This window comes from Rossellomorea sp. ABR4_012 (genome assembly GCF_056159545.1).
Window position 1 is genome coordinate 1695785 of the sequence record NZ_JBSWVK010000001.1, and the last position, 25668, is coordinate 1721452.

Genomic DNA, 25668 nt, shown 5'->3' on the forward strand with positions numbered 1-25668 from the left:
TGATTGGAGTGGAAGACGAAGACTCCTGCGGGAGAAGTGACCAATGTAACCCCACAGGAGCGCAGCGACGAGGAGGCTCACAGGTCACCCGCGGAAAGCGAAGTCTTTCACGGAAATCAACGGCGGTGATCAACAGATTCAATTTAAAAAATGACCTTAAAGAGGCTGTGTGAAGAGGTTTTCTTCCTGCAAGCCTCTTTTTGATTTGAAAACGCTCTAATTGTTGTATAGAATAAGTTAAGCGCGCAAAAGCAAAGCACCTGCAAATAGTTTGAATTATCTAACTATTTCGTTACAAAATGATAACAGCCCATTTTCTTTTATGAAAATTATAGTAAAATGAAATATGTAAGGGTCAAAAGGAGAGTAAATCGAATGAATAAAGAACAACTAATCAAAGAAGCAAAAGCCGCACGAGAAAAAGCATATGTACCTTATAGCAAATTCAAGGTCGGTGCCGCTCTTCTTACGAAAGATGGAAAAGTCTATCACGGATGCAACATTGAAAACGCTGCATATAGCATGTGTAATTGTGCAGAAAGAACGGCTCTCTTCAAAGCTTACTCAGAAGGAGACAAGGATTATTCCATGATAGCTGTAGTCGCGGATACAGCAAGGCCTGTACCTCCATGCGGTGCATGCCGACAGGTCATATCCGAGCTTTGTGCAAAGGAAATGAAAGTGGTATTGACGAATCTTAAAGGCGATGTTGAAGAGTTAACCGTTGCCGAGCTATTGCCAGGAGCTTTTTCACCGGAGGACTTAAATGAGTAACAAAGAAAAAAACGCAGCATACAAATCCGGATTCATTTCAATTATCGGCCGCCCCAATGTAGGCAAGTCGACGTTCCTGAATCGTGTAATCGGTCAGAAGATTGCCATTATGAGTGACAAACCGCAAACGACCCGGAATAAAGTTCAAGGTGTCTTGACAACCGAACAATCCCAAATGATTTTCATTGATACTCCAGGGATCCACAAGCCTAAGCACAAGCTTGGTGACTTTATGATGAAGATCGCTCAAAACACATTAAGAGAAGTAGACATCATACTCTTCATGGTAAATGTGGAAGAAGGACTTGGGAAAGGAGATCAATTTATCATTGAGAAGCTGAAAGGAGTCAAGACTCCGGTGTTTCTCATTCTTAATAAAATAGATCAAATTCATCCTGATGAATTATTGCCGATCATTCAGCAATACAATGAACTTTATCCTTTTGCGGCTACAGTACCGATCTCAGCACTGGAAGGGAATAATGTAGAACACCTCCTTGGACTGATTCAGGAGAACCTTCCTGAGGGACCGCAGTTTTACCCTGCCGATCAAATTACTGACCACCCTGAGCGTTTTATCGTATCAGAACTGATTCGTGAGAAAGTCCTTCATCTGACAAGAGAAGAAATTCCACACAGTATAGCGGTTGTCATTGATAAGATGGAAAGAAAAGATGATAAGAACCTGATTGATGTCCTGGCCACCATCATAGTGGAACGGGATTCACAAAAAGGGATCATCATCGGAAAACAGGGATCCATGCTGAAAGAAGTAGGAAAGCGCTCACGTATGGATATAGAAAACCTGCTTGGTTCTAAAGTGTATCTCGAATTATGGGTGAAAGTTCAGAAAGATTGGAGAAACCGGGCTTCAAATCTGCGCGACTACGGTTTCAATGATGATGAGTATTGAGTTTCAGTTTTTAAGAATGTCAAGCGATATCAATTAACAATATTTAGTTCACATGCTTTTATACAAAGATGCTAACTCTAATCACAAGAAAGCTTTGAAGTCTTGCTAGTTTAAATCCAGAAAGGTGGGTTTTTGATGTTAGACTTAACTTGGAAAGTGTTTTCGCAAACAGGTAACATCGACACGTATTTACTTTTTAAGGAGCTTGAAAAAGATAGGGTTGAAGAACCATATCAATTGGAAGAAGAGATATCGGAAGTCGACTTCCCCCTGACGTAATAGGTTGTCATCACCCGGGTGGTGTAAATTCGGGAGGTGGCCAATATGCTGCAGAAGTGTGAAGGAATTGTGATCAGAACAAACCATTATGGTGAATCAAACAAAATAGTTACAATATACACCAGGGAATTTGGGAAAATCGGATTGATGGCAAGAGGGGCTAAAAAGTCAAACAGCCGTCTTTCCGCTATTTCCCAATTGTTTACATATGGTTATTTTATGTTTATAAAAGGCAGTGGTTTAGGAACTCTTCAACAAGGGGAGATTGCAGAATCACTCCGGCATGTAAGAGAAGATTTGTTTAAGACGGCATATGCTACATACATCGTGGATCTCCTCGATAAAAGCACGGAGGACCGAAAGCCTAATCCGTTTCTTTTTGAACTGCTGTACAAGGTGCTGCAGTATCTTAACGAGGACTATGATCCGGAAATATTAATGCATATCTTTGAAATGAAAATGCTGCCTGTTTTAGGTCTGCACCCTCATTTAAATGGCTGTTCTGTCTGTGGTGAGACCGAGGGGACATTCGGTTTTTCATTTAAAGAAAACGGATTTATCTGCCACCGTTGCCTGGAACAAGACCCTTATCATTTGCCTATATCTCAAGGAACCGTAAAATTATTAAGGCTGTTTTATTATTTTGACATTAATCGTTTAGGGAACATCTCTGTAAAAGACGAAACCAAAGTTCAGCTCAAACGGGTAATCAGGACTTATTACGATGAAAATTCAGGCTTAACATTGAAATCCAGAAGATTTCTTGATCAAATGGATAACCTTAAGGACTTATTCTAGTTTTAAAGCATATTGTGATTTTTGGCTGGCTCTCTTTGGGGGCCGGCTTTTTTAATGTTAGAATACTGTATGGATAGAAGGGTGAGGGGTGCTTGCTTCTCTAGTGTGGCGGGGGTATTCAGGGAAGGCATTTGTTGAAAAATCGGTAGTTCGCTCATAAATTTAAGATTTCGCACATAAAATGAAAATTTCGCACATATATCAGGAATTTGGCTCATAAAATTCCGCTCATAAATCGCCGGTAGTACCCATAGCGGTGTTGGCAATGATTCCCCCGTTCACCAATTCCACCTCACCAAAAAGCATCCAAAACAAAAAAAGCGCCCAAAAGGATAACCTTTTGGACACCATTTAAAACATATTAAAATTGAATCTTCTCCATCAAGAAGGATTTTACTTCACTGATCGGCATTCTGACCTGATCCATTGTATCGCGGTCACGCACAGTTACCTGTCCGTCTTCCACTGAATCAAAATCAAATGTGATGCAGTAAGGAGTACCGATTTCATCTTGACGGCGGTAGCGTTTACCGATTGAAGCAGTTTCGTCGAAATCGATCATCAAGTCTTTTGACAATTCTTCATATACTTTAAAAGCTTCGTCGGAAAGCTTCTTCGATAAAGGCAGGACTGCCGCTTTGAACGGAGCGAGTGCCGGATGGAAGCGAAGAACCGTTCTTGAATCGTTCTCTAATTCTTCTTCTTCATATGCATCGCATAAGAAAGCAAGGGTCACACGGTCAGCACCAAGGGATGGTTCGATGCAGTATGGTACATATTTTTCATTTGTCTGAGGATCCATATAATGAAAATCTTCATTAGAGTGTTCCATATGACGTTTAAGGTCGAAGTCCGTTCTGTCGGCAACTCCCCAAAGCTCTCCCCAGCCGAATGGGAATTTGTATTCGATATCCGTTGTGGCGTTGCTGTAGTGAGACAGTTCTTCTTTATCGTGATCACGTAAACGCATGTTTTCCTCGTTCATACCCAGGTTAAGCAGCCAGTTTTTACAAAATTCACGCCAGTAAGAGAACCATTCCATGTCCTCGCCGGGCTTACAGAAGAATTCCAGTTCCATTTGTTCAAATTCACGGGTTCTGAATGTGAAGTTACCTGGAGTGATTTCATTTCGGAAGCTCTTCCCAACTTGAGCAATACCGAATGGCATCTTTTTACGCATTGAGCGCTGAACGTTTTTGAAGTTCACAAAGATTCCTTGAGCAGTTTCCGGACGTAAATAGATCTCATTCGTAGAAGACTCGGTAACACCTTGGTGTGTTTTGAACATCAAGTCAAATTGACGGATCTCCGTGAAGTTCTGACTACCGCAATCCGGGCACTTGATCTCATGTTCCTTGATGATTTCTTCCATTTTGTCAAAAGGAAGACCATCCACGATCATTTCAATACCCTTCTCATCAAGCGCATTTTCGATAATTTTGTCTGCACGATGGCGTGTCTTACATTCTTTACAGTCAATCATCGGATCATTGAAGTTTCCGACGTGTCCGGATGCCACCCATGTTTGCGGGTTCATTAAGATGCTTGCATCAAGCCCGACATTGTACGGGGATTCCTGAACGAATTTTTTCCACCATGCTTTTTTAATATTGTTCTTCAGTTCTACGCCTAATGGCCCGTAATCCCATGTGTTTGCAAGGCCTCCGTAAATTTCGGAGCCAGGGAATACGAATCCGCGATGTTTTGCTAAATTTACTACTTGTTCCATTGACATGTAAAGTCACTCCTTTTTATTAGTTCACTCAATGTTGATTTCCGTGCAAGTCTTCGATTTCCGCGGGTGACCCGTGAGCCCCGTAGCTGGACAGGTCTCACATTGGCCACTCCCCGGCGGGCGTCTTCGTTTTGCACTCCGATGCAACAGCTGGGACCGGTCTAAACATCAATGCTCATTTCCAGCCCAAACAGTTGAGAGAATAAAAAAAGCTCGTCCCTAGGCAATTGCCTAGGGACGAGCTTGTTACTCGCGGTTCCACCCTAGTTGATATACGATGTTCTCGTATACCCACTTTCGATTCAATCTGCTCAGGACTGCCGTTTCCTTGCATTCCGGGCTTTCACCATCCCCGGTCGCTTAAGTTTGCAAGTACTTATATATCCGTCTCAGCTACTATGTGGTTGTAAGATGAAAACATTTTATCATGCCTACAATAAAATAACAACTATCACTGCACAATGATAAAAAATTTGATGTTTTAATAAAAAAAAGATACTCTTTGATAATATGCATAGTGTTGTCACAATGTGATGACAATATTCTCTTTTCATTTTCCGTAAATAGTATATAATATTTATTATAAAGTATAACATTAATCGTTTGTTCGTTAGGTGGTGAGTAACAATCGAACTAAATAAAAGGCAAGAACTAATTTTGCAGATCGTTAAAGACAATGGGCCCATCACGGGTGAACAAATCGCCGATAAATTAAATCTGACAAGGGCGACGCTTAGACCCGACCTTGCTATTCTTACGATGGCGGGTTATTTGGATGCAAGACCGAGAGTCGGTTATTTTTATACAGGTAAAACGGGTACTCAGCTCTTGACAGAAAACCTGAATAAAATTTATGTTAAAGACTATCAATCCATTCCGGTTGTCGTGAATGAGAATGTGTCAGTATATGATGCCATTGTTTCGATGTTCCTTGAGGATGTGGGTACTTTATTTGTAGTGGATGCAAATACATACTTAGTTGGTGTATTATCCAGAAAGGATCTCCTCCGCGCAAGTATTGGAAAGCAAGAACTCAGTACATTGCCTGTGAATATCATAATGACAAGAATGCCAAATATCACAACATGTGAAAAGGACGATCTATTGATCGGTGTGGCAAAGGATCTCATTCATAAGCAAATTGATTCTGTTCCTGTAGTGAAGAAGACCGAGAACGGAGATATGGAAGTCACCGGAAGGATTACAAAGACCAATATAACAAAAGCATTTGTTGCACTGGCAGAAGAAGAGTAGAAGGTGGTGAACGATCGTGAAAGAACCGATTATTTATGTTGTTTCCGACTCAGTGGGAGAGACTGCTGAATTAGTTACTAAAGCGGCCATTAGTCAATTTAATGGTTCCAATACGGTCATCAAACGCTTTCCGTATGTAGAGGACTTTGAAAATATTGATGAAGTCATTTCCCTGGCAAAACTGAATCAGGGGCTGATTGTCTACACGCTGGTCAAGCCGGATATGAGGGCGTATATCAAAGAGCAGGCAGATAAAGAAGAACTATACGCATTTGATATTATCGGTCCATTAATGGATAAGTATCAGACCATTTATCAAAAGGAACCTCTGTTCGAACCGGGTACAGTCAGAAAGCTGGATGATGATTACTTCAAGAAGGTGGAAGCAATCGAATTTGCGGTGAAATATGATGATGGAAGGGATCCAAGAGGGATCTTAAAAGCAGACATCGTGCTCGTCGGGGTTTCCAGAACAAGCAAAACCCCCCTTTCCCAGTATCTTGCCCATAAACGATTCAAGGTGGCCAATGTCCCGCTTGTTCCAGAAGTGGACCCCCCTGAAGAACTATTCAAAGTTTCTCCGAAGAAGTGTTTCGGATTGAAAATCTCTCCTCAAAAGCTAAATACCATCCGGAGGGAGCGGCTGAAATCACTGGGGCTGAATGATGAGGCGAGTTATGCCAACATCAAGCGAATAGAAGAAGAGCTGACTTACTTCGAGAAGATTTCAGAACGAATGGGCTGTCATGTCATCGATGTGACCAATAAGGCAGTAGAAGAAACAGCCAATATCATAACGAATATTTATCAGCGTATGAACAACTCTTAATTAAGAACGATCCTATCCTATAATGGGGAGGGTCGTTCTTTCATTTTGGTAAGCAAAAATCCAAAAAATTCTTTCAGGTAAATTAGTGGTCAAACTTGTCCGATTATACTATAATAAAAAATTGTGATAAAAATATTTAAAATAGGTTTAGACTAAACTCTTAAGGAATAAACTAATTATTGTGATATGTCAAGTCTCGTCTCCAATTTTTTTCGATATTCTACCTGAATTCCATGGAAAAGTTCCTGTGGAGAGAAGGATAATACGGAGTGATGTAGAATAGTTAGTAATAGCAAACAAAAATCTACAGTTTTTGTAGATGCAGATGCTTGCCCGGTCAAACAGGAAATCATTCGGATTTCAGGAGATTTTGGTTTTGAAGTGGTCTTTGTCGCATCCCATGCCCATCAGAAGAATACTCCCGATGAGGGCAGATGGGTGTACGTGGACAGTGAGAAAGAAGCGGCAGACCTGTATATTATGAACCATGTCCGGACGAATGATATTCTCGTGACACAGGATATAGGACTCGCAAGCTTGGTACTGCCGAAAAAAGTTTATGCCCTCTCCCCAAGGGGAAAGGTCTACAGAGAAGAGAGTATTGTGACGGCGCTCGATTACCGTTACGTGGCAGCGAAGGAAAGACGTAAAGGGAATTATGGTAAGGGGCCAAAGCCTTTTACGAATGATGACCGGGAAGAATTTTCATCGCGATTCGAGGAAATTTTGTCGAAGATTGCAGGAAAATAATCATTCTTACCGAATGCATTAAGAGGGAAATGAAAACCAGGTGATATACAGTGTCTGATAGGATCCCTGAAGAAACAATAAATAAAATATTATCTTCTACGGATATCGTAGATGTTGTCAGTGATTATGTACAGTTGAAAAAGCAAGGCCGTAATTATTTTGGCCTGTGTCCTTTTCACGGAGAAAACACTCCATCCTTCTCTGTATCGCCTGACAAGCAGATCTTTCATTGTTTTGGCTGCGGAGCAGGAGGGAATGCTTTTACATTCTTAATGGACGTCGACGGCCTCTCTTTTATAGAGGCAGCACAAAAGCTTGGAAGCAAAGTCGGAGAAGAAATAGCAGTCTCCACGTCTTCAAATGCACAAGATGCGCCTCCTAAAGAAGATGAAAAGCAAATGCTCCAGGCCCATGAGCTATTAAGTAAATTTTACCATCATCTCCTCCTAAACACAAAGGAGGGTCAGGAAGCCCTTGAATATTTACTTTCAAGGGGATTCACGACCGAGAGTATCAGTAAATTCCAGATTGGCTGGTCCTTGCCAAGCTGGGATTTCACCGTCAAGTTCCTGCAAAAACGCGGATACTCCCTTGATTTGATGGAAGCGGCAGGATTATTGGTAAGAAGGGAAAAAGATCAATCGTTTCTCGATCGTTTCAGAGGCAGGATCATGTTTCCCATTACTGATCCGAAAGGAAAAGTAGTCGCATTTTCAGGAAGAAGCCTTCACTCTGATGATGAACCAAAATACTTAAATAGTCCTGAAACCAAGATATTTAATAAAAGCCGCATTCTTTACAATTATCATGAGTCTAGAACGATTATTAGAAGAAAGCAGCAAGTAATCCTTTTTGAAGGCTTCGCCGACGTAATTTCCGCAAGCTCGGCATCAGTTGAAAATGGAGTGGCCACGATGGGTACTTCATTGACTGAAGGGCAAATAGGATTGATCAAGCGATTGACCGATTCCGTTGTCATCTGCTATGACGGTGATTCGGCAGGTGTGGAAGCCGCCTTCAGAGCGGGTAATATGCTTCTTAACCATCATTTATCCATCCGGGTAGCTATGATACCTGAACGATTGGACCCTGATGACTACATCTCAAAGTATGGCAAAGAGAGATTTCAACAGGATGTAATAGGGGCCAGCTTGACGTTTATGGCATTTAAGCTGCGGTATCATAAGGTGAACAAAAATTTAAATGATGAAGGAGACCGCCTTCAGTATATAGAAGACATACTTAAGGAAATTACCCAGCTGAGCAATGCGGTTGAAAAGGACTATTATATCAGGTACCTGGCAGATGAATTTGATGTTTCGTTAGATGCCCTGCAGCAGCAGCTTGCTGAAGTCGATGGGGCAAGGAACGGAAAATCGAAGCCTGCTAAACAAGCCCCGCCGCAGAAACCGCATCTTCCAAGGGTGCAGACTAAATTGCTGCCTGCTTATCAAACGGCAGAAAGACGGCTCATTGCCTATATGCTGAAAGATCCTAACACAGCATATAAGGTTCAGGACTGGCTTGCAGGAACCCACCTCAATATTGATGAACATCAAGCTATCATTACTTATTTATTCGGTTATTACGAGGAAGGGATGCCTCCGGGTGCCAGTTCATTCATCGGATATCTGCCGGATGAAAGACTTCGCAGGATCGTGACAGAAATTGAAATGATGTCCATCAGTGATGAATGCACAGATCAAGAGTTACTGGATTATGTCCAATCCGTTTTAAAACATCAAAAGATGTTGAAGATAAAAGAAAAAGAATCAGAAAGAAAAGAAGCACAAAGGCAAAATGATTTTCGTAAAGAAGCTCAAATAGCAATGGAAATCTTACAGCTGCGTAAGTCTCTATAAAGTTTTGTTTAAGGAAGTTGGAAGGAGGGGAACACATGGCTGAAAAGTCCGCGCGTTCCAAACAAATAGCGTCAGAATTATCCGTTGATCAGGTGAAAGAATTTTTAGTAAACCAAGGGAAGAAGAGAGGCGTCCTTACTTATGAGGATATTGCCGATAAACTATCCGGTTTTGAGTTGGATTCAGACCAGATGGATGAGTTCTACGAACATTTAGGTGAGCAGGGTGTCGAAATCATCAATGAAAATGAAGAAGATGACGATCCCGGTGCCGGTGAGCTGGAAAAAGAAGAGGAAGAAGAATTTAACTTAAATGACTTAAGCGTTCCTCCCGGAGTTAAAATAAATGACCCCGTAAGAATGTACCTGAAGGAAATCGGAAGAGTCGATCTTTTATCAGCAGAAGAAGAAATCAATCTTGCAAAAAGAATTGAAGATGGAGATGAAGAAGCTAAACGCCGTCTGGCGGAAGCTAACCTTCGTCTTGTAGTCAGTATTGCCAAGAGATATGTAGGACGTGGAATGCTATTCCTCGATTTGATCCAGGAAGGTAATATGGGTCTGATTAAAGCGGTAGAAAAATTTGATTACCGTAAAGGCTACAAATTCAGTACGTATGCTACTTGGTGGATTCGTCAGGCAATCACTCGTGCAATTGCAGACCAGGCAAGAACGATCCGTATACCGGTGCATATGGTTGAAACGATCAACAAGTTGATCCGCGTACAAAGGCAGCTGTTACAAGACCTCGGCCGTGAGCCTTCTCCAGAGGAAATTGCGGAAGAAATGGATCTTACACCTGAAAAGGTAAGAGAGATTTTAAAGATAGCCCAAGAGCCTGTATCACTAGAAACACCGATTGGTGAAGAAGATGACTCACATCTTGGTGATTTCATTGAAGATGCAGAAGCGCAGTCTCCTTCTGAGCATGCCGCTTATGAATTATTAAAAGAACAATTGGAAGATGTTCTGGATACTCTTACTGACCGCGAAGAGAATGTCCTTCGTTTACGTTTCGGACTTGACGATGGCAGAACCCGTACACTCGAAGAAGTTGGAAAAGTATTCGGTGTAACGCGTGAACGTATTCGTCAGATTGAAGCGAAAGCACTTCGTAAATTACGCCATCCTAGTCGGAGTAAACGACTCAAGGACTTCTTGGAATAGGATGATTTTCTGGCCTCTATCATATTAAATGGTAGAGGTTTTTTTCTTGAAATTTAAAGGGATTATCCCAAGTGCTGACGAATTACAACAGAAGAATCATTTTCAGAAAGTGAGAGCATTATGTCTAAATCTAAACACGGCAGGCAAGCTGTGATTATTAACGAAATCAAATTTTGGAAGCAGAATAATATGCTTCCGGATCATTATTGCGACTATTTACTGGCACTTTATACCAAAGGTGAAGAAAATCTTTCGAATCCATCTCATAAAAAAGGCAAAATTAAGCCGTATTACATGACCAGTCTGCTTTCGGCAGTCGTTATGTCAATTTCATTATTTGTCATTTATTTTACTGAATTGTCAGTCGTTTTGCAAACAGCGATTTTGACAGGTTTTGTCGTATTACTAATTGGATTGGGAATTTATTATTCTAAGAAAAAAATTTCTACTGTATCAATTCTTATTTCAGCAGCTTTCATCATTCTTCTATTATCCATCAGCATCACGGAAGAGGTTTTTGATGGATCTCCACTCATAGCCTATGCCGCCTTGTTTTTGAATTGTCTTCTATGGATTGTCCTCGGGTTGAAGCGAAGGCTGATCTATTTTACATTGTCTGGAGCAATAGGTGGACTATTGTTAGTAATCTCTATATTGCGATAACTTCCGAATATTAAAAAGTTTTTTAAAGTTGAGAAAATTCACCATTCCCTCTTATAATAGGAATGAGAGCGCATTCATAGAAATCTTGATAGGCTTTCGTGGTTTAAAAGTCTGAACCATTTCAGGCTTTCATTCATCAAGTTATTACAAGGGGGATAAGGATGAATTTTGACTTAACGCAAGAACAGGCAATGATTAAAAAGACGATCAGGGAATTTGCTGAGGAGGAAGTTGCTCCGGGTGCATTGGAAAGGGATCGTACAAAAGAATTTCCTAAAGAAATCTTTAAAAAGCTTTCTGATTTAGGCATGATGGGTCTGCCGTTTCCTGAAGAATATGGAGGGGCTGGAGCGGATACAGTCAGTTTTGCGATTGTGACGGAAGAGTTAAGCAGAGCTTGTGCTTCTACAGGAATCACATATTCTGCGCACATTTCTTTAGGGGGCGCACCAATCAATTTATTCGGGACCCATGAGCAAAAGGAAAAGTATCTTACACCGATTTGTACAGGGGAATCGTTCGGAGCTTTCGGACTGACAGAACCTAATGCAGGGTCTGATGCAGGAGGAACACAGACCACTGCAGAAGATAAAGGCGATAAATGGGTGATCAACGGTAACAAGTGTTACATCACGAATGCAAGTTATGCTGACCACTTGGCTCTGACTGCAATCACAGGCAGAGAAAATGGGAAGAAAGAAATCAGTGCGATTATCGCCCCTACCAAGGCAAAAGGATTCACTGTGATTGATAACTACGAAAAAATGGGGCTGCATTCTTCCAACACGACTGAATTGGTGCTTGAAGATGTAGAAGTGCCAAAAGAAAACCTGCTTGGTAAACGCGGGGAAGGATTTAAACAATTCCTTGTCACCCTGGACGGTGGACGTATCGGTATTGGTGCCATGGCAGTAGGTGTGGCACAAGCTGCGTTTGAAAAAGCACTGCAATACTCCAAGGAAAGAAAGCAGTTTGGCAAGACCTTATCAGAATTCCAGGTCACTCAGTTCAAGCTTGCCGATATGGCAATGAAGATCGAACTTGCCCGGAATATGGTCCACAAAGCTGCTTGGCTTAAAGATCAAGGCAGACCTTTCTCAAAAGAAGCGTCCATGTGTAAGCTTTATGCTTCAGAAATCAGCATGGAAGTAGCAGATGAAGCCATTCAGATTCATGGAGGATACGGCTACATGAAAGAATACCACGTAGAAAGATACCTGCGTGATGCAAAGCTTCTTGAGATAGGGGAAGGAACCTCAGAGGTACAACGCATGGTCATTTCCCGTCTCATCGGGGTTAATAATTAATTTTCTAACAAAAGAGCTTCAGGATGCGTAACAGCACTTGAAAGCTCTTTGTTTAATTTTTGGGTTAACAAGTACAAAACAAGACAGACTTGTTATTAACCGGCACCAGCTGTTGATTGGAGTGCAGGACGAAGACTCCTGCGGGAAAAGCGAGTTAGGTGAGACCCCGCAGGAGCTTTAGCGACGAGGAGGCTCACCAACCGCCCGCGGAAAGCGAAGTCCTGCACGGAAATCAACAACGGTGATTAATGGAAGTAATTTATATAATGTCGACAACAAATACAAACAAATGTGTCTAATTTGTGAGAAAGATGGAAAAGTTAATCTATAGGACTTTTCCTTTGTCGCTTTTTAAAGTAAAATATAAGTTGTTTACTAGCACTATTTTGGATGTTGTACATAAAGGAGGTTAAATCATGAATCGTAATCCAATTATTCCATTCATTCTGATCATGGCTATGGGGATCGGCCTTGTATTCTTCATGTCTTTAGAAGGCCTAAACAATGCTGATGAAAAAGCGAAAGAAGCGGAACACGGTGAAAAAGCAGGTGAGGAGGGCAAACAGCCTTCAAGCGGCGAGTTTGATCCGGAGCAAACTTACAAAGACAACTGTCTATCTTGTCACGGTGCAAACTATGAAGGCGGCATGGGTCCGGCTCTAAAAGGTACAGACAAGTCTGTTGATGAGATCAAAGAGACCATTAAAAATGGTAAAGGCGCAATGCCTGGAGGTCTGGTTCAAGACGAAAATCTTGATGCTATGGCTGAATGGATCAAATCACTTAAATAATGTATACGCTTAAAAAGGTTCTTTGTCTAATGGGGCAAAGGACTTTTTTTATTTAATAATAAAGAAGAAAATTATTTTGAGATTTGTCCAGCTCCAGCACCTAGCCCCTCGAGACGTTTCGGACCGCCCACCGAAGTCAAAGAGCGGCTTCACCGGTCGGTCCTCCAACTTGTCGGGGCTGAACAAGGCTCATCCGCTTTTCTTATTGGACAAAGTCAGATAGAATGAAAAACGTACATACTAAAAGTATCAAATCCATTAAAAAGGTGAAGACATGAATATTGAACAATTATCCAAACGTTTAGAAACAGTCGTTTCATATATCCCTGAAGGATCAAAGATAGCAGACATAGGTTCCGATCACGCATACCTGCCGTGTTTCGCGGTACGAAAAGGAATTGCAGAAAAAGCCATTGCGGGTGAGGTGGTGAAAGGTCCGTACCTTTCAGCTGAGAAGCAGGTGAAAGATGCCTGCCTTCAGGATAAAATTGAGGTTAGACTCGGCAATGGGCTTGAGGTCATCGCTCCTGGAGAAGTGGATTGTATTACCATCGCGGGAATGGGTGGCGCCTTGATTGCATCAATTTTAGAAGATGGCAAAGACAAGCTTACGGGTGTGGAAAGGTTGATCCTGCAACCTAATGTAAGTGCAAAATCAATCCGCATGTGGCTTCTCCAAAACGGCTGGGAGCTGACAAGCGAAGAGATCATAGAAGAAGATGGAAAAGTGTACGAGATTCTGACAGCTGATAGAGGGGAGCCGCAGCGTCCCTACTCCAATGAAGAGCAGCAAAAGGAACTTTTACTTGGTCCATTTTTAATGAAAACGAGAAATGAAGCATTCCGCAAGAAATGGATGCAGGAAAGTGCACAGTGGAAAAATATCCTGGCTAACATGGAGAAAGCGGCACAGACAGATGAATTGAATGAACGAAAAGATGAATTAAAGAATAAAATTCAAATGGTTGAGGAGGTTCTTTCCAAATGAAAACGGTAAATGGACATCAAATCATTCAACTCTTTGAAGAGTTTTCACCGAAATACCTGGCTGAAGATGGTGACCCCATCGGTTTGCAAATCGGCAAACTGAATGAAAAAGTAGAAAATGTCATGATTACATTGGATGTCCTTGAAAATGTTGTCGATGAAGCGATCAAGAACAATGTCAAATTAATCATTGCACATCATCCGCCTATATTCAGGCCTATCAAATCACTTAACACCGACACTTATCAGGGAAGAATGATCGAGAAACTGATCAAGAATGATATTGCTGTGTATGCTGCACATACAAATCTTGATGTTGCTACAGGAGGGGTGAATGATCTTCTGGCTGAAGCTTTGAACCTTCAAGACACTTCAATTTTACTTCCTACCTACTCAGAACAACTAAGTAAGCTTGTTGTTTACGTACCGAAGGAAAACAGTGAAGAGCTCCGGGAAGCATTAGGCAAGGCAGGTGCCGGCCATATCGGCAATTACTCGCACTGCAGCTTTTCGACAGAAGGAAAGGGAAGGTTTTTACCAGGAGACAAATCAGATCCCCATATCGGTCAGCAAGGAAAGCTGGAAGAGGTAGAAGAAGAAAAAATCGAAACCATTTATCCGCGATCACTTGAGAAAAAAGTGTTGAAAGCGATGTTCACCCATCATCCCTATGAAGAAGTGGCCTATGATATCTATACTCTTGAAAACCAAGGAGAACCTTTGGGACTTGGCAGGATCGGGAAGCTTGAGGAAGAAGTCACTCTGAAAGAGTTTGCGGAAACTGTGAAAAAGACCTTCGGCATGGACGGAATCCGGGTAATCGGAGACATGGATTCCAATGTCAGGAAAGTTGCAGTTCTTGGAGGGGACGGTAATAAATTTATTTCTGCAGCCAAAAGACAAGGGGCAGATGCCTTTGTTTCTGGTGATATTTACTATCACACCGCACACGATGCGATGATGATGGGGCTCAATGTTGTGGATGCAGGTCATCATATCGAAAAAGTCATGAAGGATGGCGTGACAAAGTATTTGGCAGAAAAATGTGCGGAAAAAGGGTATATCGTAAATATATTTGCTTCAAAAGCGGATACGAATCCATTTACTTTTATGTAATTTTAGGCGAAAGCGATCCGTTCCTTATGCAGAAAAGCCCCCTGGCAATTGCCAAGGGGGCTTTTCTTTCATTTAACTTAATTTGGACTTTTTCACCTTAGGAAGGATTTTGTTCAGTGGAACACTTTGTTCCCTGGTCCAAGTGGTTTCGTCTTCCGGATCGAAGTCCTGCAGAAACTTGATGACTTCTTTAACGATTGGAGTCGGGGTTGATGCACCTGCTGTAACCGCAGCGACTTTTGCCGATTTGATCCATTCGATATCCAGTTCGCTGATGTCTGAGATCCTGTAGGCAGGAGTACCTGCAATTTCTTTCGAGACCTGTGCAAGGCGATTTGAATTATTACTCTTAGGATCTCCGACTACAATGAGGACATCTGCGTCGCCTGCCTGCTCAGCAACAGCTTCCTGGCGTACTTGGGTAGCAAGGCAGATTTCCTTATGCAGTTCGACATGAGGGAACATCTCTTTTACTTTGTCCATCGTGTCCAGAACGTCCCACTGACTCATTGTCGTCTGATTCGTCACAATGATTTTGTCATTATCAATGGATAATTTCTCTACATCTTCGGCAGTTTCAACAAGATGTACGATATCCGGTGCAACACCTACTGCACCTTCAGGCTCAGGATGGCCTTTTTTACCGATGTAGATGACATCATATCCTTCTGCTTCCTTCGAGCGGATTAGGTCATGTGTCTTTGTTACATCAGGACAGGTGGCATCAAGTGTGACCAGCCCTTTTTTCCGGGCGATTTCTTTGACTTCTGGTGAGACACCGTGTGCGGTAAAGATGACCGTCCCTTCATTTACTTGTTCGATGATCTCTTTTCTATTTTTTCCGTCCAGCGTAATGATGCCTTCTTCTTCAAACGCATCGGTTACGTGCTTGTTGTGAACGATCATTCCTAAAATATAAATAGGGCGAGGCAGCGATTTATCGAGTGCCGCGTTACGGGCGATGACCATCGCATCCACTACACCATAACAATAGCCCCTCGGAGTTATCTTGATAATATCCATCTATGAAAATCCTCCTACATGAGAAAAGGTTGTGTCTCTATTATAAAGGAGAAAGGGATATCTGACAAAGAGTAGGGGTAAGCATATATGGATTTTATTATAAAAGAGAAGGAAAGAGGTGGTTATTTTGTTGGATTAGGGTGTTGAATTGATGAAAAAGGAAAACCCCTGCAAGTAAACACTTAGAGGGATTCGGATTAAATATATAATTTAGGCTTAGAACTTCCGGCAGAAGACTGTCTCTTTGGACGCCGTCCCTCTGCTTCTTCTTCAATAGTAACTTCCTTCTTAACTTTCTTTTTTTTCTTAGGCACCTTTACTTCTGTTTCCTCTAGTTCAGCCTTTTGTTCTGCTTCATCATTCTTTGTATCCCCTGAAGCAGCTTCATCAGCCGATAGATCCTTAAATCCACGGTAGAGCTTCCACAGTGCAGGAAGATTCTTTACCATCGGACCATATTGCTGAACCATCGGGCCGAATTGCTGGGCTGCATTCAGGACCTGCTGTGTATTGGAAAGAAAGGAGCTGATATTGCCGGGATTAAGTAAATTTCCGATAGTGGATGCACCTGCTGCTGCCGATCCTGGTCCACGTTCAAAACCAGCAGCTGCTCCTCTTGAATCACCTCTGCTGAATTGCTCAAGAATGCCTCCCTGTTGATTTCCCCTCTCACCTTTCTTTAATAATTTCGCAAGGAGTCCGCCACCGCGTCCTTTTCTCCTTCCTCCGGGCATTCCTTGCATATTCATGGGTGCGGGACCCTGCTGACCCATAAACCCGTTCATCTGCTGCTGGCCGATCTGAAATGGAGGAGCGGATTGGGATCTCATTCCGAATGGGTTTCTCATCTCACCCGGCTGCCTCAACCCGAATGGGCTTCTTCCGTGTCGGGGCATCATTCCAAAGGGATTTCCCTGCTGTTGATTCTGCATTCTCATACGTCCTCTAGGCGGCATGCTGCCTGCCTCCTTTCACTGCAAAATTCTTTGGTCTTTATAGAGTATGCAAGTTCTAGAAAAAAGGGTAATGTGTTAAATCGAGTAAATCCCTTTAAGTGTAACTAGATGTTTTGTGAAAAGTTTATTATAATGATTAGATGTTCTTTAAAAATAACGCCGACTACTTTCGTTTAAATAAAAGGATATTAAAAATAAGGAGATGAAACAGATGAAGAAGAATTTATTTTTAGATTATGACTTTCAACCTTTTATTGTCCAAGCAATAGAAGAGCTTGGTTTCTATGAGCCGACTGAAATTCAGAAGAAAATGATCCCGCTGATCCTAAAGGGACAAAGTGCGATTGGGCAATCACAGACAGGTACGGGTAAAACCCATTCATATTTACTGCCGATCATCGAAAAAGTGAATGCAGCATCCCAACAGGTACAAGCTGTTATCACAGCACCGACAAGAGAACTTGCTCAGCAGATTTATCACGAAATCCTAAAGCTCACTAAAAACAGTGACATCACTTCGCGCTGCTTTATCGGAGGGACCGATAAACAAAGAACGATTGAAAAGCTTAAAACACAGCCTCAGATCGTTGTCGGGACACCCGGCCGAGTCAATGATCTTGTAAAGGAACAAGCATTGTTTGTGCATACTTCTTCCATCCTGGTAGTGGATGAAGCAGACCTTATGCTTGATATGGGCTTTATCGAAGATGTGGATCAAATTGCCACAAAAATGCCGGAAAAGCTGCAAATGCTTGTTTTCTCTGCAACCATTCCGGAAAAATTGAAGCCATTCATGAAAAAGTATATGGAAAACCCACAGTTTGCTCATGTAGAGCCTGAGAGAATTTCGGCTAAAAATATTCAACACATCATTATTCCGAAGAAAAGCCGGGAAAAAGTGAGCGTCCTATATGATCTTTTAGTGGAAATCAACCCATATTTAGGAATTGTTTTTACAAATACAAAAGCGAATGCGGATGAAGTGGCGGATGCCTTGATTGCCAAAGGATTGAAGGTCGGCAGAATTCATGGAGATCTCTCACCGCGTGAGCGTAAGAAAATGATGAAGCAGACAAGAAACCTTGATTATCAATATATCGTGGCGACAGACCTTGCGGCAAGAGGGATTGATATCGAAGGAGTCAGCCATATCATCAACTTTGAACTTCCTCAGGACCTTGATTTTTATGTGCATAGATCTGGCCGTACAGCAAGAGCAGGAAATTCGGGAATCGCCTATACGATTTACGAGCCGTCTGATGAGGATGCATTGAATCGACTGGAAAAGATGGGGATTTCTTTCAGCCATATGGAGCTTAAGAAAGGTGAATGGATTGAGCTTCCTGCTTTGAATAAGCGAAAAAGCCGCCAAAAGACATCAGCCGATGAAATTGATGTAAAGGCAAAATCCCTTGTACGGAAACCAAAGAAGGTAAAGCCCGGTTATAAAAAGAAAATGAAATATAAAATGGAGCAAATCAAAAAGAAAGAAAGAAGAAAGAAAAACAGAAACAAGTAAGCCATATGACGTGATTCATTTTCACACATTCGATAAAATGGAGAAAGAGATTTTCTTAGGAGTTGAGGAGAATGGTCAAGATTGGATCCCACGTATCAATGAGCGGCAAAAAGATGCTGCTGGCTTCCAGTGAGGAAGCTGTTTCTTATGGTGCAAACACATTTATGATTTATACAGGAGCACCTCAAAACACAAGAAGAAAAAAGATTGAAGACTTAAATATTGAAGCAGGACGTCAACATATGAAGGAAAACAATATCGATGAGATTGTTGTACATGCTCCCTATATTATCAATATTGGGAATACAACCAATCCGGCGACCTTTGAATTGGGCGTTAATTTTCTAAGATCGGAAATCGAACGCACTGAAGCACTCGGCGCCAACCAGATCGTCCTTCACCCCGGAGCCCATGTAGGTGCAGGGACAGATAAAGGAATCGAAAAGATCATAGAAGGTTTGAATGAAGTCCTGACGAAAGATCATACAGCTCAGATTGCCCTCGAAACAATGGCAGGCAAAGGATCTGAATGCGGCAGGTCCTTCGAAGAACTGGCTCAGATCATCGAAGGAGTCGAATTGAATGACAGACTTTCTATCTGCTTTGATACGTGCCACACCCATGATGCAGGGTATAATATCATCGAAGATTTCGATGGGGTATTGGAAAAATTCGATAAGATCATCGGAATTGATCGACTTAAGGTCCTTCATATAAATGACAGCAAGAATCCAACCGGTGCAAGGAAAGACCGTCATGAAAATATCGGATTCGGTCATATCGGATTCAAAGCACTGAATTACATCGTTCATCATCCACAGCTGACAGAAGTGCCTAAGATCCTTGAAACACCATATGTAGGAGAAGATAAAAAGAACAAGAGGTCTCCTTATAAATTTGAAATCGATATGCTTCGCAGTCAACAATTTGATGAAGACGTATTAACGAAAATCGAGAATCAGTAATATGGAGGGAGGCTCTTCTGGAAATTGAAGAGGCCTCCTGTTTAGTAAGTATCTATCTGATCAGCTGCATGAAGAGCTGATTGATTTCCTTTGCTTTGGCAGGACCAATCGCTTTAGCCAGCTCTTTCACCAATTTGCTCCTGCTCCCGACATCAAAGATATTGATGTTTTTTCCCTTGACTTTGTCGACAATCGCATCGGCTTGCTTGGCGGTTAAAGAAATATTGTACTGATTGGCATACTTAAGCAATTCTGCACGGTTAATGGTGTTGATCTTGTGGTTAATCACATTTTGTAATAATTTCATCTATATCACTCCTCAAAAAATACATATGTGACTTCAGAGAAGAAAGTGACATTTTTTTGATGGGAGAAAGGGAGAATGATATGGCAAAACGAGTACATAAAAAAGAAAATCCCCTTCATTTTATTTACCGGCTGGTGTTTATCACCATCGGGGCAGCACTGGCAGGAATTTCAATTGAACTGTTTCTTATACCGAATAATATCATCGATGGAGGCATCATCGGTGTATCACTGATTCTGGATTATTTGGTCTCAGACCGCATACCCCTTCTGAACTTTTCTACATTATTGGTTCTGTTGAATCTGCCATTTCTATATTCAGGCTATAAACAAATAGGGAAAACGTTTGTTGTTTCTTCCTTGTTTGCCGTTGTGGCTTTGGCGGTCATAGAAGGATTTCTTCACCATTTCGATCCTTTTATTAAAGAAGAAATCCTCGCTACAGTCTTTGGAGGATTGATTCTCGGCACGGGTGTAGGGCTGGTCATCCGGCACGGAGGCTCTTTGGATGGAACTGAGATTCTCGGGATTCTGCTAACGAAGAAGCTTCCGTTTTCCGTCGGCGAATTTGTGATGTTCATCAATATCTTTATTTTTGGATGGGCTGCTTTTGTATTTGGAATCGAAGAAGCCATGTATTCCGTTATGACATACTACATTGCCTTTAAGACGATTGACACTGTCATTCAAGGAATGGATGAGACGAAGGCAGTCATCATCGTATCCGATGAGTATGCGGAAGTGTCAGACGCGATCCTGAACAGACTCGGACGCGGCACTACCATGTTAAAAGGCCGAGGAGGCTACACGGATCATGATAAAGAAGTGATTTATGTGGTCGTTACAAGGCTTGAAGTGACAAAGCTGAAATCGGTCGTATCTGATATCGATCCGAACGCGTTCATCACGATCATGAGTACACAGGAAACGAAAGGGGCCAGATTTAAATCTGCGATCCATTAGAAGTTCATCATGAAGAAAGCTGCTCGTTCTTATGGGCGGCTTTTTGTTTGGTAAACACAATAGTTTACAATCGATTTTCCATATTGTATACTTTCCTAAGTGCTTTAAATCGTAATGATTCTTAAAAAGAGAGTTGAGAACTATGAAACAAAATCAAGCTCCTATCATTAACATAGAAAATTTGAATTTCAGGTACGACCGGGAACGTGTACTTGAAGATATTAATCTTTCCATCCCAAAGGGCGCTTTTTTAGGTATTGTCGGTCCGAACGGTTCAGGTAAATCGACCTTATTGAAACTCATGCTGGGTTTATTGAAAATGAAACAGGGGAAAATCGAGCTGTTTGGAACCCCTCAGCAAAAATTCAGGGAGTGGGACCGAATCGGGTTCGTTTCTCAAAAAGCAAACAGTTTCAATACTGGTTTTCCTGCGACAGTGCATGAGGTGGTTGCTAGCGGATTGGCGAAAAAAGCCGGGTTGTTCAAAAGGATTTCTTCAAAGTATCGGAAAGATATACAAGATGCAATCGAATCGGTTGGAATGACCCCTTTTACCGGGAGGAATATCGGTGAATTATCCGGGGGGCAGCAGCAAAGGGTATTCATCGCCCGTGCTCTTGTCAGCAGGCCTGATGTTCTGATCCTGGATGAACCGACAGTCGGTGTGGACAGCAAAAATGTTCAAAATTTTTACGATATGCTTGATCATTTAAATAAGGATCTTGGCATTACGCTATTGCTGGTAACACATGATATCGGGTCCATTTCAAGCAAAGTGACACATGTGGCTTGTTTAAATAAACACCTGCATTTTCACGGAAGAACAGAAGAATTTGAAAAACTTAAAGAAGGTGAGATGTCTTCATTTTATGGTCATGATGTCCACTTCTTAAATCACGAACATCACTGATTGGAGGAAAAGCGGTTGCTCGAAGCTATTTTTCAATATGAATTTTTACAAAATGCTTTTCTTACAGGCATCCTTATCGGGATCATTGCTCCGCTTTTAGGAGCGTTTATCGTCGTGAGGAGACTTTCTCTTATAGCGGATGCACTGAGTCATGTAACTTTATCCGGGATTGCCGCAAGTTTATATTTGAGTAAGGCAGTTCCAGCATTCGGTGGACTCAATCCTTTGTACTTCGGAATGATTTTTTCCGTTACAGGCTCACTGTTCATTGAGAGGCTCCGCACATTGTATAAACATTATCAAGAATTGGCCATTCCAATCATACTCTCCGGAGGAATCGGGATTGGTGTTATCTTTATATCGCTAGCTGATGGTTTTACGACCGATCTATTCAGTTATTTATTTGGCAGTGTCAGTGCTGTAAGCAGAGGAGACCTTTATCTGATTGCTGCGATCAGCATCGTGGTAATCGGAGTGATCTTTTTACTGTATAAAGAATTATTCCTTCTTTCATTTGATGAAGATCATGCAAAGGCATCGGGGATCCCGGCTAAAGCGATTCATTTTATTTTCATGGTGATGGTGGCCTTGGTCATCGCTGCATCCATGAGGATTGTTGGAATCCTTCTGGTATCATCCCTGATGACTCTCCCGGTAGCGGCGAGCATCCGGATAGCAAGAGGATTTAAACAGACAATTGCCTTTTCATTAATATTCGGGGAGGTATCAGTGATCGTAGGATTAGTCAGTGCCTTTTATTTGGACCTTGCCCCTGGCGGAACCATCGTAGTCACTGCCATTCTCATACTATTGATCACAATTGCCGTCAAGAAGCTCAAATCATTCAGGCATACTGAAAAAGCAGAGGTGTAGAAAATGAATGTTACTCAAGCAATGGATCTTTTGAAATCTGAAGGATATAAACATACAGGTAAAAGAGAGGAATTACTTCAACTGTTTTCTGACTCCAATAAATATTTAACGGCAAAAGATGTCCTGGAACACATGAAAAGCGACTACCCGGGATTGAGCTTTGACACAATCTATAGAAATCTGAGCTTATTCGTGGATCTTGGAATTCTTGAAGAGACTGAGCTGTCAGGGGAGAGGCATTTCCGATTTACGTGTGAAAGCAACCATCACCACCATCATTTCATTTGCATGGACTGCGGCAAGACGAAGGAAATTCATACTTGTCCGATGGATGTCCTGAAAGAGAGCATAGAAGAGACGGGTTATGACATTTCAGGCCATAAATTTGAAATTTACGGAAAATGCCCTCAGTGCCAGTGATATACAATAGAAAAAGAGATCCTGATCGGGTCTCTTTTTTGTGTATTGTTATTGTCTCGAAAATGGTTAATTTCAAACCGTACACCTGCTAAAGTAAAAAATGACGCATGCCAATCCATGCGTCATCTGCTATGTTAAAACTTATTTCCCTTCACTCAGCCAGCCTTGAACCCACTGATTTGCTTCCATCCAGTCATTCACACGGATGACCCCTCGAGGGATAGGCTTCTGGTTGTAGGGTGTATTGAACAACACGACGGGGATGTCCAATTTTTCATGTATCATTACTGCATTATCGTGCTTATCTTCAAAAAAGATATCGACATCATATTTCTGTGCGGTCGATATTTTATTATGGGATCCAATCAATTCAATGTGATGATACATGAGATCCTTCGCGTCGAACCATTCTTTCGTCAATTGAAGCAGCTCTGAGGGACGAGCACTGATAAAATACAGTTCATGCTGTTCTTTCCAATCATCAAGGATTTTTTTTGCACCGGAAGCGAGCGGCGATTGCTTATATATAAGCGGTTCGGCTTCTTTGAACCAGGTGCCAAAGACTTTAGGGGAAATATCCAGCACTTCAGTCAACTCGTATTGCGTTATATCATTCAATGTCAGGTTCAATTTGAAATAATCATTTATGTGCGGCAGTAAAGACTCGGGGGACGTTACTGTTCCGTCAATATCGATTCCAAAGCGTTTCATGCGGTATCATGCTCCTCTTATCCAAACTTCTTCAAGTGTACCATATTACAGCTTATCCCATAAGGTTTTGTTTTGTGCAGAATAGGACAATGTTAAAGAACATGATAACAGAAATGACAAACATTAGCATAGTAAAATATGTGCGTCTACAAACAATAAGAAGGCTCCCAAACATCGAAAGTGAGGGATTGCTGTATGGCTGATGAACGACATCGAGATCGAGAAGAGATCGACGTATATTACGACAATCCGGAAGTGTTGGATAGAAATCAAGAATTCAAAGAAGAAACTGCTGCAGAAATCGCTGCTCCGGTTAACGTAAGCCGCGATTTTGAAGAAGATGCAGAAGAGGAAAACACGGCTTCGGGACGAGTACTGGGATATTCAGCACTTGCTCTGTCGATCCTTTCCTTATTCATTCTTCCAGTCATCATGGGGGCGGCCGGGATTGTAATCGGATTCGTTGCCAGAAGACGCGGCGCAGAAACACTTGGATCTTGGGCTATTGGGATTGGAGCAGTATCGATAATCGTAGGATTGTTTGTACTGCCCTTCTTTTAACAATTAAATCACTTTTTTAAAATGGGGAGCGTTTTAAAAAAGTAAAAAAAGAGGACTGAGTGATCAGTCCTCTTTGCTTTAGATTTGGGTTTCTTTCTTTTCTGCTTCTTGCTTATCATAATATTCCTGAGCGATTTTATCGATTTCCTTTTTCAGTTCTTCGACCATCGTTTCCTCAGGGACCTTACGGACGGTTTTACCCTTGCGGAACAAGAGTCCTTCACCGCGGGCACCGGCAATGCCGATATCCGCTTCACGGGCCTCTCCTGGTCCGTTGACTGCACAGCCGAGTACCGCCACCTTGATTGGTGCTTTGATGGTTTGAATATATTCTTCCACTTCATTTGCGATGGAGATCAAATCAATTTCGATTCGTCCACAAGTTGGACATGAGATCAATGTGGCCGCATTGGAAGCAAGGCCAAACGATTTCAATAGTTCACGTGCCACCTTCACTTCTTCAACAGGGTCTGCACTCAGGGAAATTCTCAGGGTGTTCCCGATACCCAGGCTCAGGATGGCACCTAGGCCGGCAGCACTTTTGACTGTACCTGCGAATAGGGTTCCTGATTCTGTGATTCCCAAATGAAGCGGATAATCAAAAGCCTGTGCTGCTTTCGTATACGCTTCGATCGCTAAATTGACATCGGAGGCCTTCATCGAAACGATGATGTCGTGAAAATCAAGATCTTCAAGGATCTTAATGTGATGAAGTGCACTTTCTACCATGCCGTCGGCAGTTGGATAACCGTATTTTTCAAGAATTTTTCTTTCGAGGCTTCCTGCGTTCACACCGATACGGATTGGAATCCCTTTTTCCTTTGCCGCCTTTACGACAGCTTCCACTTTTTCACGGCGTCCGATATTACCCGGGTTGATCCGGATCTTATCTGCTCCGCCTTCGATTGCTTTCAGCGCAAGCTTATAATCGAAGTGGATATCCACTACTAATGGGATATTGATTCTTTTCTTGATATCAGCGATTGCGTTGGCTGCCCGTTCATCTGGGCAGGCGACCCGCACAACCTGACAACCTGCTTCTTCCAGACGATGTATTTCTTTGACTGTCGCTTCTACGTCATGAGTCTTAGTGGTCGTCATGCTTTGTATAATTAATTCGTTGTTTCCGCCAATGGTTAAATCTCCGACTTTTACCGGACGAGTTTTTGAACGATGTATAATTTCACTCAAGTGTAATTCGCTCCTTTAGAAAGGTTCTTCAACTATACATTATAAA

At 42.0% G+C, this 25668-nt stretch carries 27 protein-coding genes and 1 pseudogene; 22 read left to right on the top strand and 6 right to left on the bottom strand.

Annotated features, from left to right (window positions below; translation table 11 throughout):
• The first annotated feature begins 339 nt into the window (after positions 1 to 339).
• The 4 genes from ACXAFV_RS08255 (at position 340) to recO (ending at position 2764) form a co-directional block, all read left to right on the top strand.
• The gene (locus tag ACXAFV_RS08255) at positions 340 to 774 is read left to right on the top strand and encodes a cytidine deaminase (RefSeq protein ID WP_475125660.1); all 435 of its coding nucleotides are present in this window, start codon (positions 340 to 342) and stop codon (positions 772 to 774) included.
• On the top strand, positions 767 to 1687 hold the full coding sequence (gene era / locus ACXAFV_RS08260) for a GTPase Era (protein WP_475125661.1): 921 nt from the start codon (positions 767 to 769) through the stop codon (positions 1685 to 1687). The genes ACXAFV_RS08255 and era overlap by 8 nt, the downstream gene beginning before the upstream one ends.
• 135 nt (positions 1688 to 1822) lie before the next feature.
• Complete coding sequence (locus ACXAFV_RS08265; RefSeq protein WP_175991002.1) at positions 1823 to 1966, top strand: YqzL family protein; 144 nt, start codon at positions 1823 to 1825, stop codon at positions 1964 to 1966.
• Positions 1967 to 2011: 45 nt separating this feature from the next.
• Positions 2012 to 2764: a DNA repair protein RecO gene (gene recO, locus ACXAFV_RS08270; protein WP_475125662.1), complete on the top strand. Its 753-nt coding sequence runs from the start codon at positions 2012 to 2014 to the stop codon at positions 2762 to 2764.
• 361 nt (positions 2765 to 3125) lie between these two features.
• On the opposite strand, the gene ACXAFV_RS08275 is transcribed toward recO, so the two are convergent.
• Complete coding sequence (locus ACXAFV_RS08275) at positions 3126 to 4499, bottom strand: glycine--tRNA ligase (RefSeq protein ID WP_475125663.1); 1374 nt, start codon at positions 4497 to 4499, stop codon at positions 3126 to 3128.
• A gap of 627 nt (positions 4500 to 5126) precedes the next feature.
• On the opposite strand from ACXAFV_RS08275, the gene ccpN reads away from it, so the two are divergent.
• The 11 genes and pseudogenes from ccpN to ACXAFV_RS08330 all read left to right on the top strand — a co-directional run bounded on the left by ccpN (position 5127) and on the right by ACXAFV_RS08330 (position 15224).
• On the top strand, positions 5127 to 5753 hold the full coding sequence (ccpN, locus tag ACXAFV_RS08280; RefSeq protein ID WP_475126098.1) for a transcriptional regulator CcpN: 627 nt from the start codon (positions 5127 to 5129) through the stop codon (positions 5751 to 5753).
• 13 nt (positions 5754 to 5766) lie between these two features.
• Complete coding sequence (locus ACXAFV_RS08285; RefSeq protein ID WP_475126099.1) at positions 5767 to 6582, top strand: pyruvate, water dikinase regulatory protein; 816 nt, start codon at positions 5767 to 5769, stop codon at positions 6580 to 6582.
• 279 nt (positions 6583 to 6861) lie between these two features.
• Positions 6862 to 7332 carry a YaiI/YqxD family protein gene (locus tag ACXAFV_RS08290; RefSeq protein ID WP_475126100.1) on the top strand — a complete coding sequence of 157 codons (471 nt, stop codon included), beginning with the start codon at positions 6862 to 6864 and terminating at the stop codon, positions 7330 to 7332.
• A 50-nt stretch (positions 7333 to 7382) separates the two neighbouring features.
• Positions 7383 to 9194 (top strand): DNA primase, encoded by a 1812-nt coding sequence (dnaG, locus tag ACXAFV_RS08295; RefSeq protein WP_475125664.1) that lies wholly within the window; start codon positions 7383 to 7385, stop codon positions 9192 to 9194.
• Between the two features lie 35 nt (positions 9195 to 9229).
• Positions 9230 to 10360 carry an RNA polymerase sigma factor RpoD gene (rpoD, locus tag ACXAFV_RS08300; RefSeq protein ID WP_475125665.1) on the top strand — a complete coding sequence of 377 codons (1131 nt, stop codon included), beginning with the start codon at positions 9230 to 9232 and terminating at the stop codon, positions 10358 to 10360.
• A 120-nt stretch (positions 10361 to 10480) separates the two neighbouring features.
• Entirely contained in the window at positions 10481 to 11023 is a 543-nt protein-coding gene (locus tag ACXAFV_RS08305; protein WP_475125667.1) for a hypothetical protein, read from the top strand.
• 161 nt (positions 11024 to 11184) lie between these two features.
• The gene (locus tag ACXAFV_RS08310) at positions 11185 to 12330 is read left to right on the top strand and encodes an acyl-CoA dehydrogenase family protein (RefSeq protein ID WP_475125668.1); all 1146 of its coding nucleotides are present in this window, start codon (positions 11185 to 11187) and stop codon (positions 12328 to 12330) included.
• Positions 12331 to 12442: 112 nt separating this feature from the next.
• A pseudogene (locus ACXAFV_RS08315) lies at positions 12443 to 12661 on the top strand (hypothetical protein).
• 85 nt (positions 12662 to 12746) lie between these two features.
• Positions 12747 to 13121, top strand: coding sequence for a cytochrome c550 (gene cccA, locus ACXAFV_RS08320; protein WP_475125670.1), 375 nt, complete (start codon positions 12747 to 12749; stop codon positions 13119 to 13121).
• Positions 13122 to 13395: 274 nt separating this feature from the next.
• Positions 13396 to 14109 carry a tRNA (adenine(22)-N(1))-methyltransferase gene (locus tag ACXAFV_RS08325; protein ID WP_475125672.1) on the top strand — a complete coding sequence of 238 codons (714 nt, stop codon included), beginning with the start codon at positions 13396 to 13398 and terminating at the stop codon, positions 14107 to 14109.
• Positions 14106 to 15224 (top strand): Nif3-like dinuclear metal center hexameric protein, encoded by a 1119-nt coding sequence (locus ACXAFV_RS08330; protein WP_475125673.1) that lies wholly within the window; start codon positions 14106 to 14108, stop codon positions 15222 to 15224. Before ACXAFV_RS08325 ends, ACXAFV_RS08330 begins: the two co-directional genes overlap by 4 nt.
• A 72-nt stretch (positions 15225 to 15296) precedes the next feature.
• Here ACXAFV_RS08330 and ACXAFV_RS08335 read toward each other — a convergent pair whose 3' ends face one another.
• Positions 15297 to 16247, bottom strand: a complete 951-nt coding sequence (locus tag ACXAFV_RS08335) for a 4-hydroxy-3-methylbut-2-enyl diphosphate reductase (RefSeq protein ID WP_475125674.1) — start codon at positions 16245 to 16247, stop codon at positions 15297 to 15299.
• Between the two features lie 197 nt (positions 16248 to 16444).
• A complete protein-coding gene (gene vrrA / locus ACXAFV_RS08340) occupies positions 16445 to 17203 on the bottom strand; it encodes a VrrA/YqfQ family protein (RefSeq protein ID WP_475125675.1) in 759 nt (252 codons plus the stop codon).
• A 211-nt stretch (positions 17204 to 17414) separates the two neighbouring features.
• Here vrrA and ACXAFV_RS08345 point away from each other — a divergent pair, with 211 nt between their 5' ends.
• Both ACXAFV_RS08345 and ACXAFV_RS08350 read left to right on the top strand, forming a co-directional pair.
• Positions 17415 to 18722: a DEAD/DEAH box helicase gene (locus ACXAFV_RS08345; RefSeq protein ID WP_475125676.1), complete on the top strand. Its 1308-nt coding sequence runs from the start codon at positions 17415 to 17417 to the stop codon at positions 18720 to 18722.
• A 71-nt stretch (positions 18723 to 18793) separates the two neighbouring features.
• Positions 18794 to 19687 carry a deoxyribonuclease IV gene (locus ACXAFV_RS08350; protein ID WP_475125677.1) on the top strand — a complete coding sequence of 298 codons (894 nt, stop codon included), beginning with the start codon at positions 18794 to 18796 and terminating at the stop codon, positions 19685 to 19687.
• A gap of 52 nt (positions 19688 to 19739) precedes the next feature.
• On the opposite strand, the gene ACXAFV_RS08355 is transcribed toward ACXAFV_RS08350, so the two are convergent.
• Positions 19740 to 19994, bottom strand: coding sequence for a DUF2624 domain-containing protein (locus ACXAFV_RS08355; protein WP_475125678.1), 255 nt, complete (start codon positions 19992 to 19994; stop codon positions 19740 to 19742).
• Between the two features lie 80 nt (positions 19995 to 20074).
• On the opposite strand from ACXAFV_RS08355, the gene ACXAFV_RS08360 reads away from it, so the two are divergent.
• The 4 genes from ACXAFV_RS08360 to ACXAFV_RS08375 all read left to right on the top strand — a co-directional run bounded on the left by ACXAFV_RS08360 (position 20075) and on the right by ACXAFV_RS08375 (position 23159).
• Positions 20075 to 20956 (top strand): YitT family protein, encoded by an 882-nt coding sequence (locus ACXAFV_RS08360; protein WP_475125679.1) that lies wholly within the window; start codon positions 20075 to 20077, stop codon positions 20954 to 20956.
• A gap of 142 nt (positions 20957 to 21098) precedes the next feature.
• A complete protein-coding gene (locus tag ACXAFV_RS08365; RefSeq protein ID WP_475125680.1) occupies positions 21099 to 21866 on the top strand; it encodes a metal ABC transporter ATP-binding protein in 768 nt (255 codons plus the stop codon).
• Between the two features lie 15 nt (positions 21867 to 21881).
• On the top strand, positions 21882 to 22739 hold the full coding sequence (locus ACXAFV_RS08370; protein WP_475125681.1) for a metal ABC transporter permease: 858 nt from the start codon (positions 21882 to 21884) through the stop codon (positions 22737 to 22739).
• 3 nt (positions 22740 to 22742) lie between these two features.
• Entirely contained in the window at positions 22743 to 23159 is a 417-nt protein-coding gene (locus tag ACXAFV_RS08375; RefSeq protein ID WP_475125682.1) for a Fur family transcriptional regulator, read from the top strand.
• Between the two features lie 141 nt (positions 23160 to 23300).
• On the opposite strand, the gene ACXAFV_RS08380 is transcribed toward ACXAFV_RS08375, so the two are convergent.
• The gene (locus ACXAFV_RS08380; protein ID WP_475125683.1) at positions 23301 to 23870 is read right to left on the bottom strand and encodes a hypothetical protein; all 570 of its coding nucleotides are present in this window, start codon (positions 23868 to 23870) and stop codon (positions 23301 to 23303) included.
• A 195-nt stretch (positions 23871 to 24065) separates the two neighbouring features.
• On the opposite strand from ACXAFV_RS08380, the gene ACXAFV_RS08385 reads away from it, so the two are divergent.
• Positions 24066 to 24431 (top strand): DUF4190 domain-containing protein, encoded by a 366-nt coding sequence (locus ACXAFV_RS08385; RefSeq protein WP_475125685.1) that lies wholly within the window; start codon positions 24066 to 24068, stop codon positions 24429 to 24431.
• Between the two features lie 78 nt (positions 24432 to 24509).
• Here the strand turns inward: ACXAFV_RS08385 and ispG are convergent, their stop codons facing one another.
• The gene (gene ispG / locus ACXAFV_RS08390; protein WP_175991591.1) at positions 24510 to 25613 is read right to left on the bottom strand and encodes a flavodoxin-dependent (E)-4-hydroxy-3-methylbut-2-enyl-diphosphate synthase; all 1104 of its coding nucleotides are present in this window, start codon (positions 25611 to 25613) and stop codon (positions 24510 to 24512) included.
• Positions 25614 to 25668: the final 55 nt, after the last annotated feature.

Coding starts and splice junctions, on each gene's coding strand:
- ACXAFV_RS08310 (WP_475125668.1), top strand. CDS start 11,185: ATGAATTTTGACTTAACGCAAGAACAGGCAATGATTAAAAAGACGATC.
- ACXAFV_RS08305 (WP_475125667.1), top strand. CDS start 10,481: ATGTCTAAATCTAAACACGGCAGGCAAGCTGTGATTATTAACGAAATC.
- ACXAFV_RS08380 (WP_475125683.1), bottom strand. CDS start 23,870: ATGAAACGCTTTGGAATCGATATTGACGGAACAGTAACGTCCCCCGAG.
- ACXAFV_RS08335 (WP_475125674.1), bottom strand. CDS start 16,247: ATGGATATTATCAAGATAACTCCGAGGGGCTATTGTTATGGTGTAGTG.
- cccA (WP_475125670.1), top strand. CDS start 12,747: ATGAATCGTAATCCAATTATTCCATTCATTCTGATCATGGCTATGGGG.
- ACXAFV_RS08350 (WP_475125677.1), top strand. CDS start 18,794: ATGGTCAAGATTGGATCCCACGTATCAATGAGCGGCAAAAAGATGCTG.
- ACXAFV_RS08360 (WP_475125679.1), top strand. CDS start 20,075: ATGGCAAAACGAGTACATAAAAAAGAAAATCCCCTTCATTTTATTTAC.
- ACXAFV_RS08365 (WP_475125680.1), top strand. CDS start 21,099: ATGAAACAAAATCAAGCTCCTATCATTAACATAGAAAATTTGAATTTC.
- recO (WP_475125662.1), top strand. CDS start 2,012: ATGCTGCAGAAGTGTGAAGGAATTGTGATCAGAACAAACCATTATGGT.
- ACXAFV_RS08375 (WP_475125682.1), top strand. CDS start 22,743: ATGAATGTTACTCAAGCAATGGATCTTTTGAAATCTGAAGGATATAAA.
- era (WP_475125661.1), top strand. CDS start 767: ATGAGTAACAAAGAAAAAAACGCAGCATACAAATCCGGATTCATTTCA.
- ACXAFV_RS08345 (WP_475125676.1), top strand. CDS start 17,415: ATGAAGAAGAATTTATTTTTAGATTATGACTTTCAACCTTTTATTGTC.
- rpoD (WP_475125665.1), top strand. CDS start 9,230: ATGGCTGAAAAGTCCGCGCGTTCCAAACAAATAGCGTCAGAATTATCC.
- ACXAFV_RS08255 (WP_475125660.1), top strand. CDS start 340: ATGAAATATGTAAGGGTCAAAAGGAGAGTAAATCGAATGAATAAAGAA.
- ACXAFV_RS08355 (WP_475125678.1), bottom strand. CDS start 19,994: ATGAAATTATTACAAAATGTGATTAACCACAAGATCAACACCATTAAC.
- ACXAFV_RS08275 (WP_475125663.1), bottom strand. CDS start 4,499: ATGTCAATGGAACAAGTAGTAAATTTAGCAAAACATCGCGGATTCGTA.
- ACXAFV_RS08330 (WP_475125673.1), top strand. CDS start 14,106: ATGAAAACGGTAAATGGACATCAAATCATTCAACTCTTTGAAGAGTTT.
- ACXAFV_RS08325 (WP_475125672.1), top strand. CDS start 13,396: ATGAATATTGAACAATTATCCAAACGTTTAGAAACAGTCGTTTCATAT.
- vrrA (WP_475125675.1), bottom strand. CDS start 17,203: ATGCCGCCTAGAGGACGTATGAGAATGCAGAATCAACAGCAGGGAAAT.
- ACXAFV_RS08265 (WP_175991002.1), top strand. CDS start 1,823: ATGTTAGACTTAACTTGGAAAGTGTTTTCGCAAACAGGTAACATCGAC.
- ACXAFV_RS08385 (WP_475125685.1), top strand. CDS start 24,066: ATGGCTGATGAACGACATCGAGATCGAGAAGAGATCGACGTATATTAC.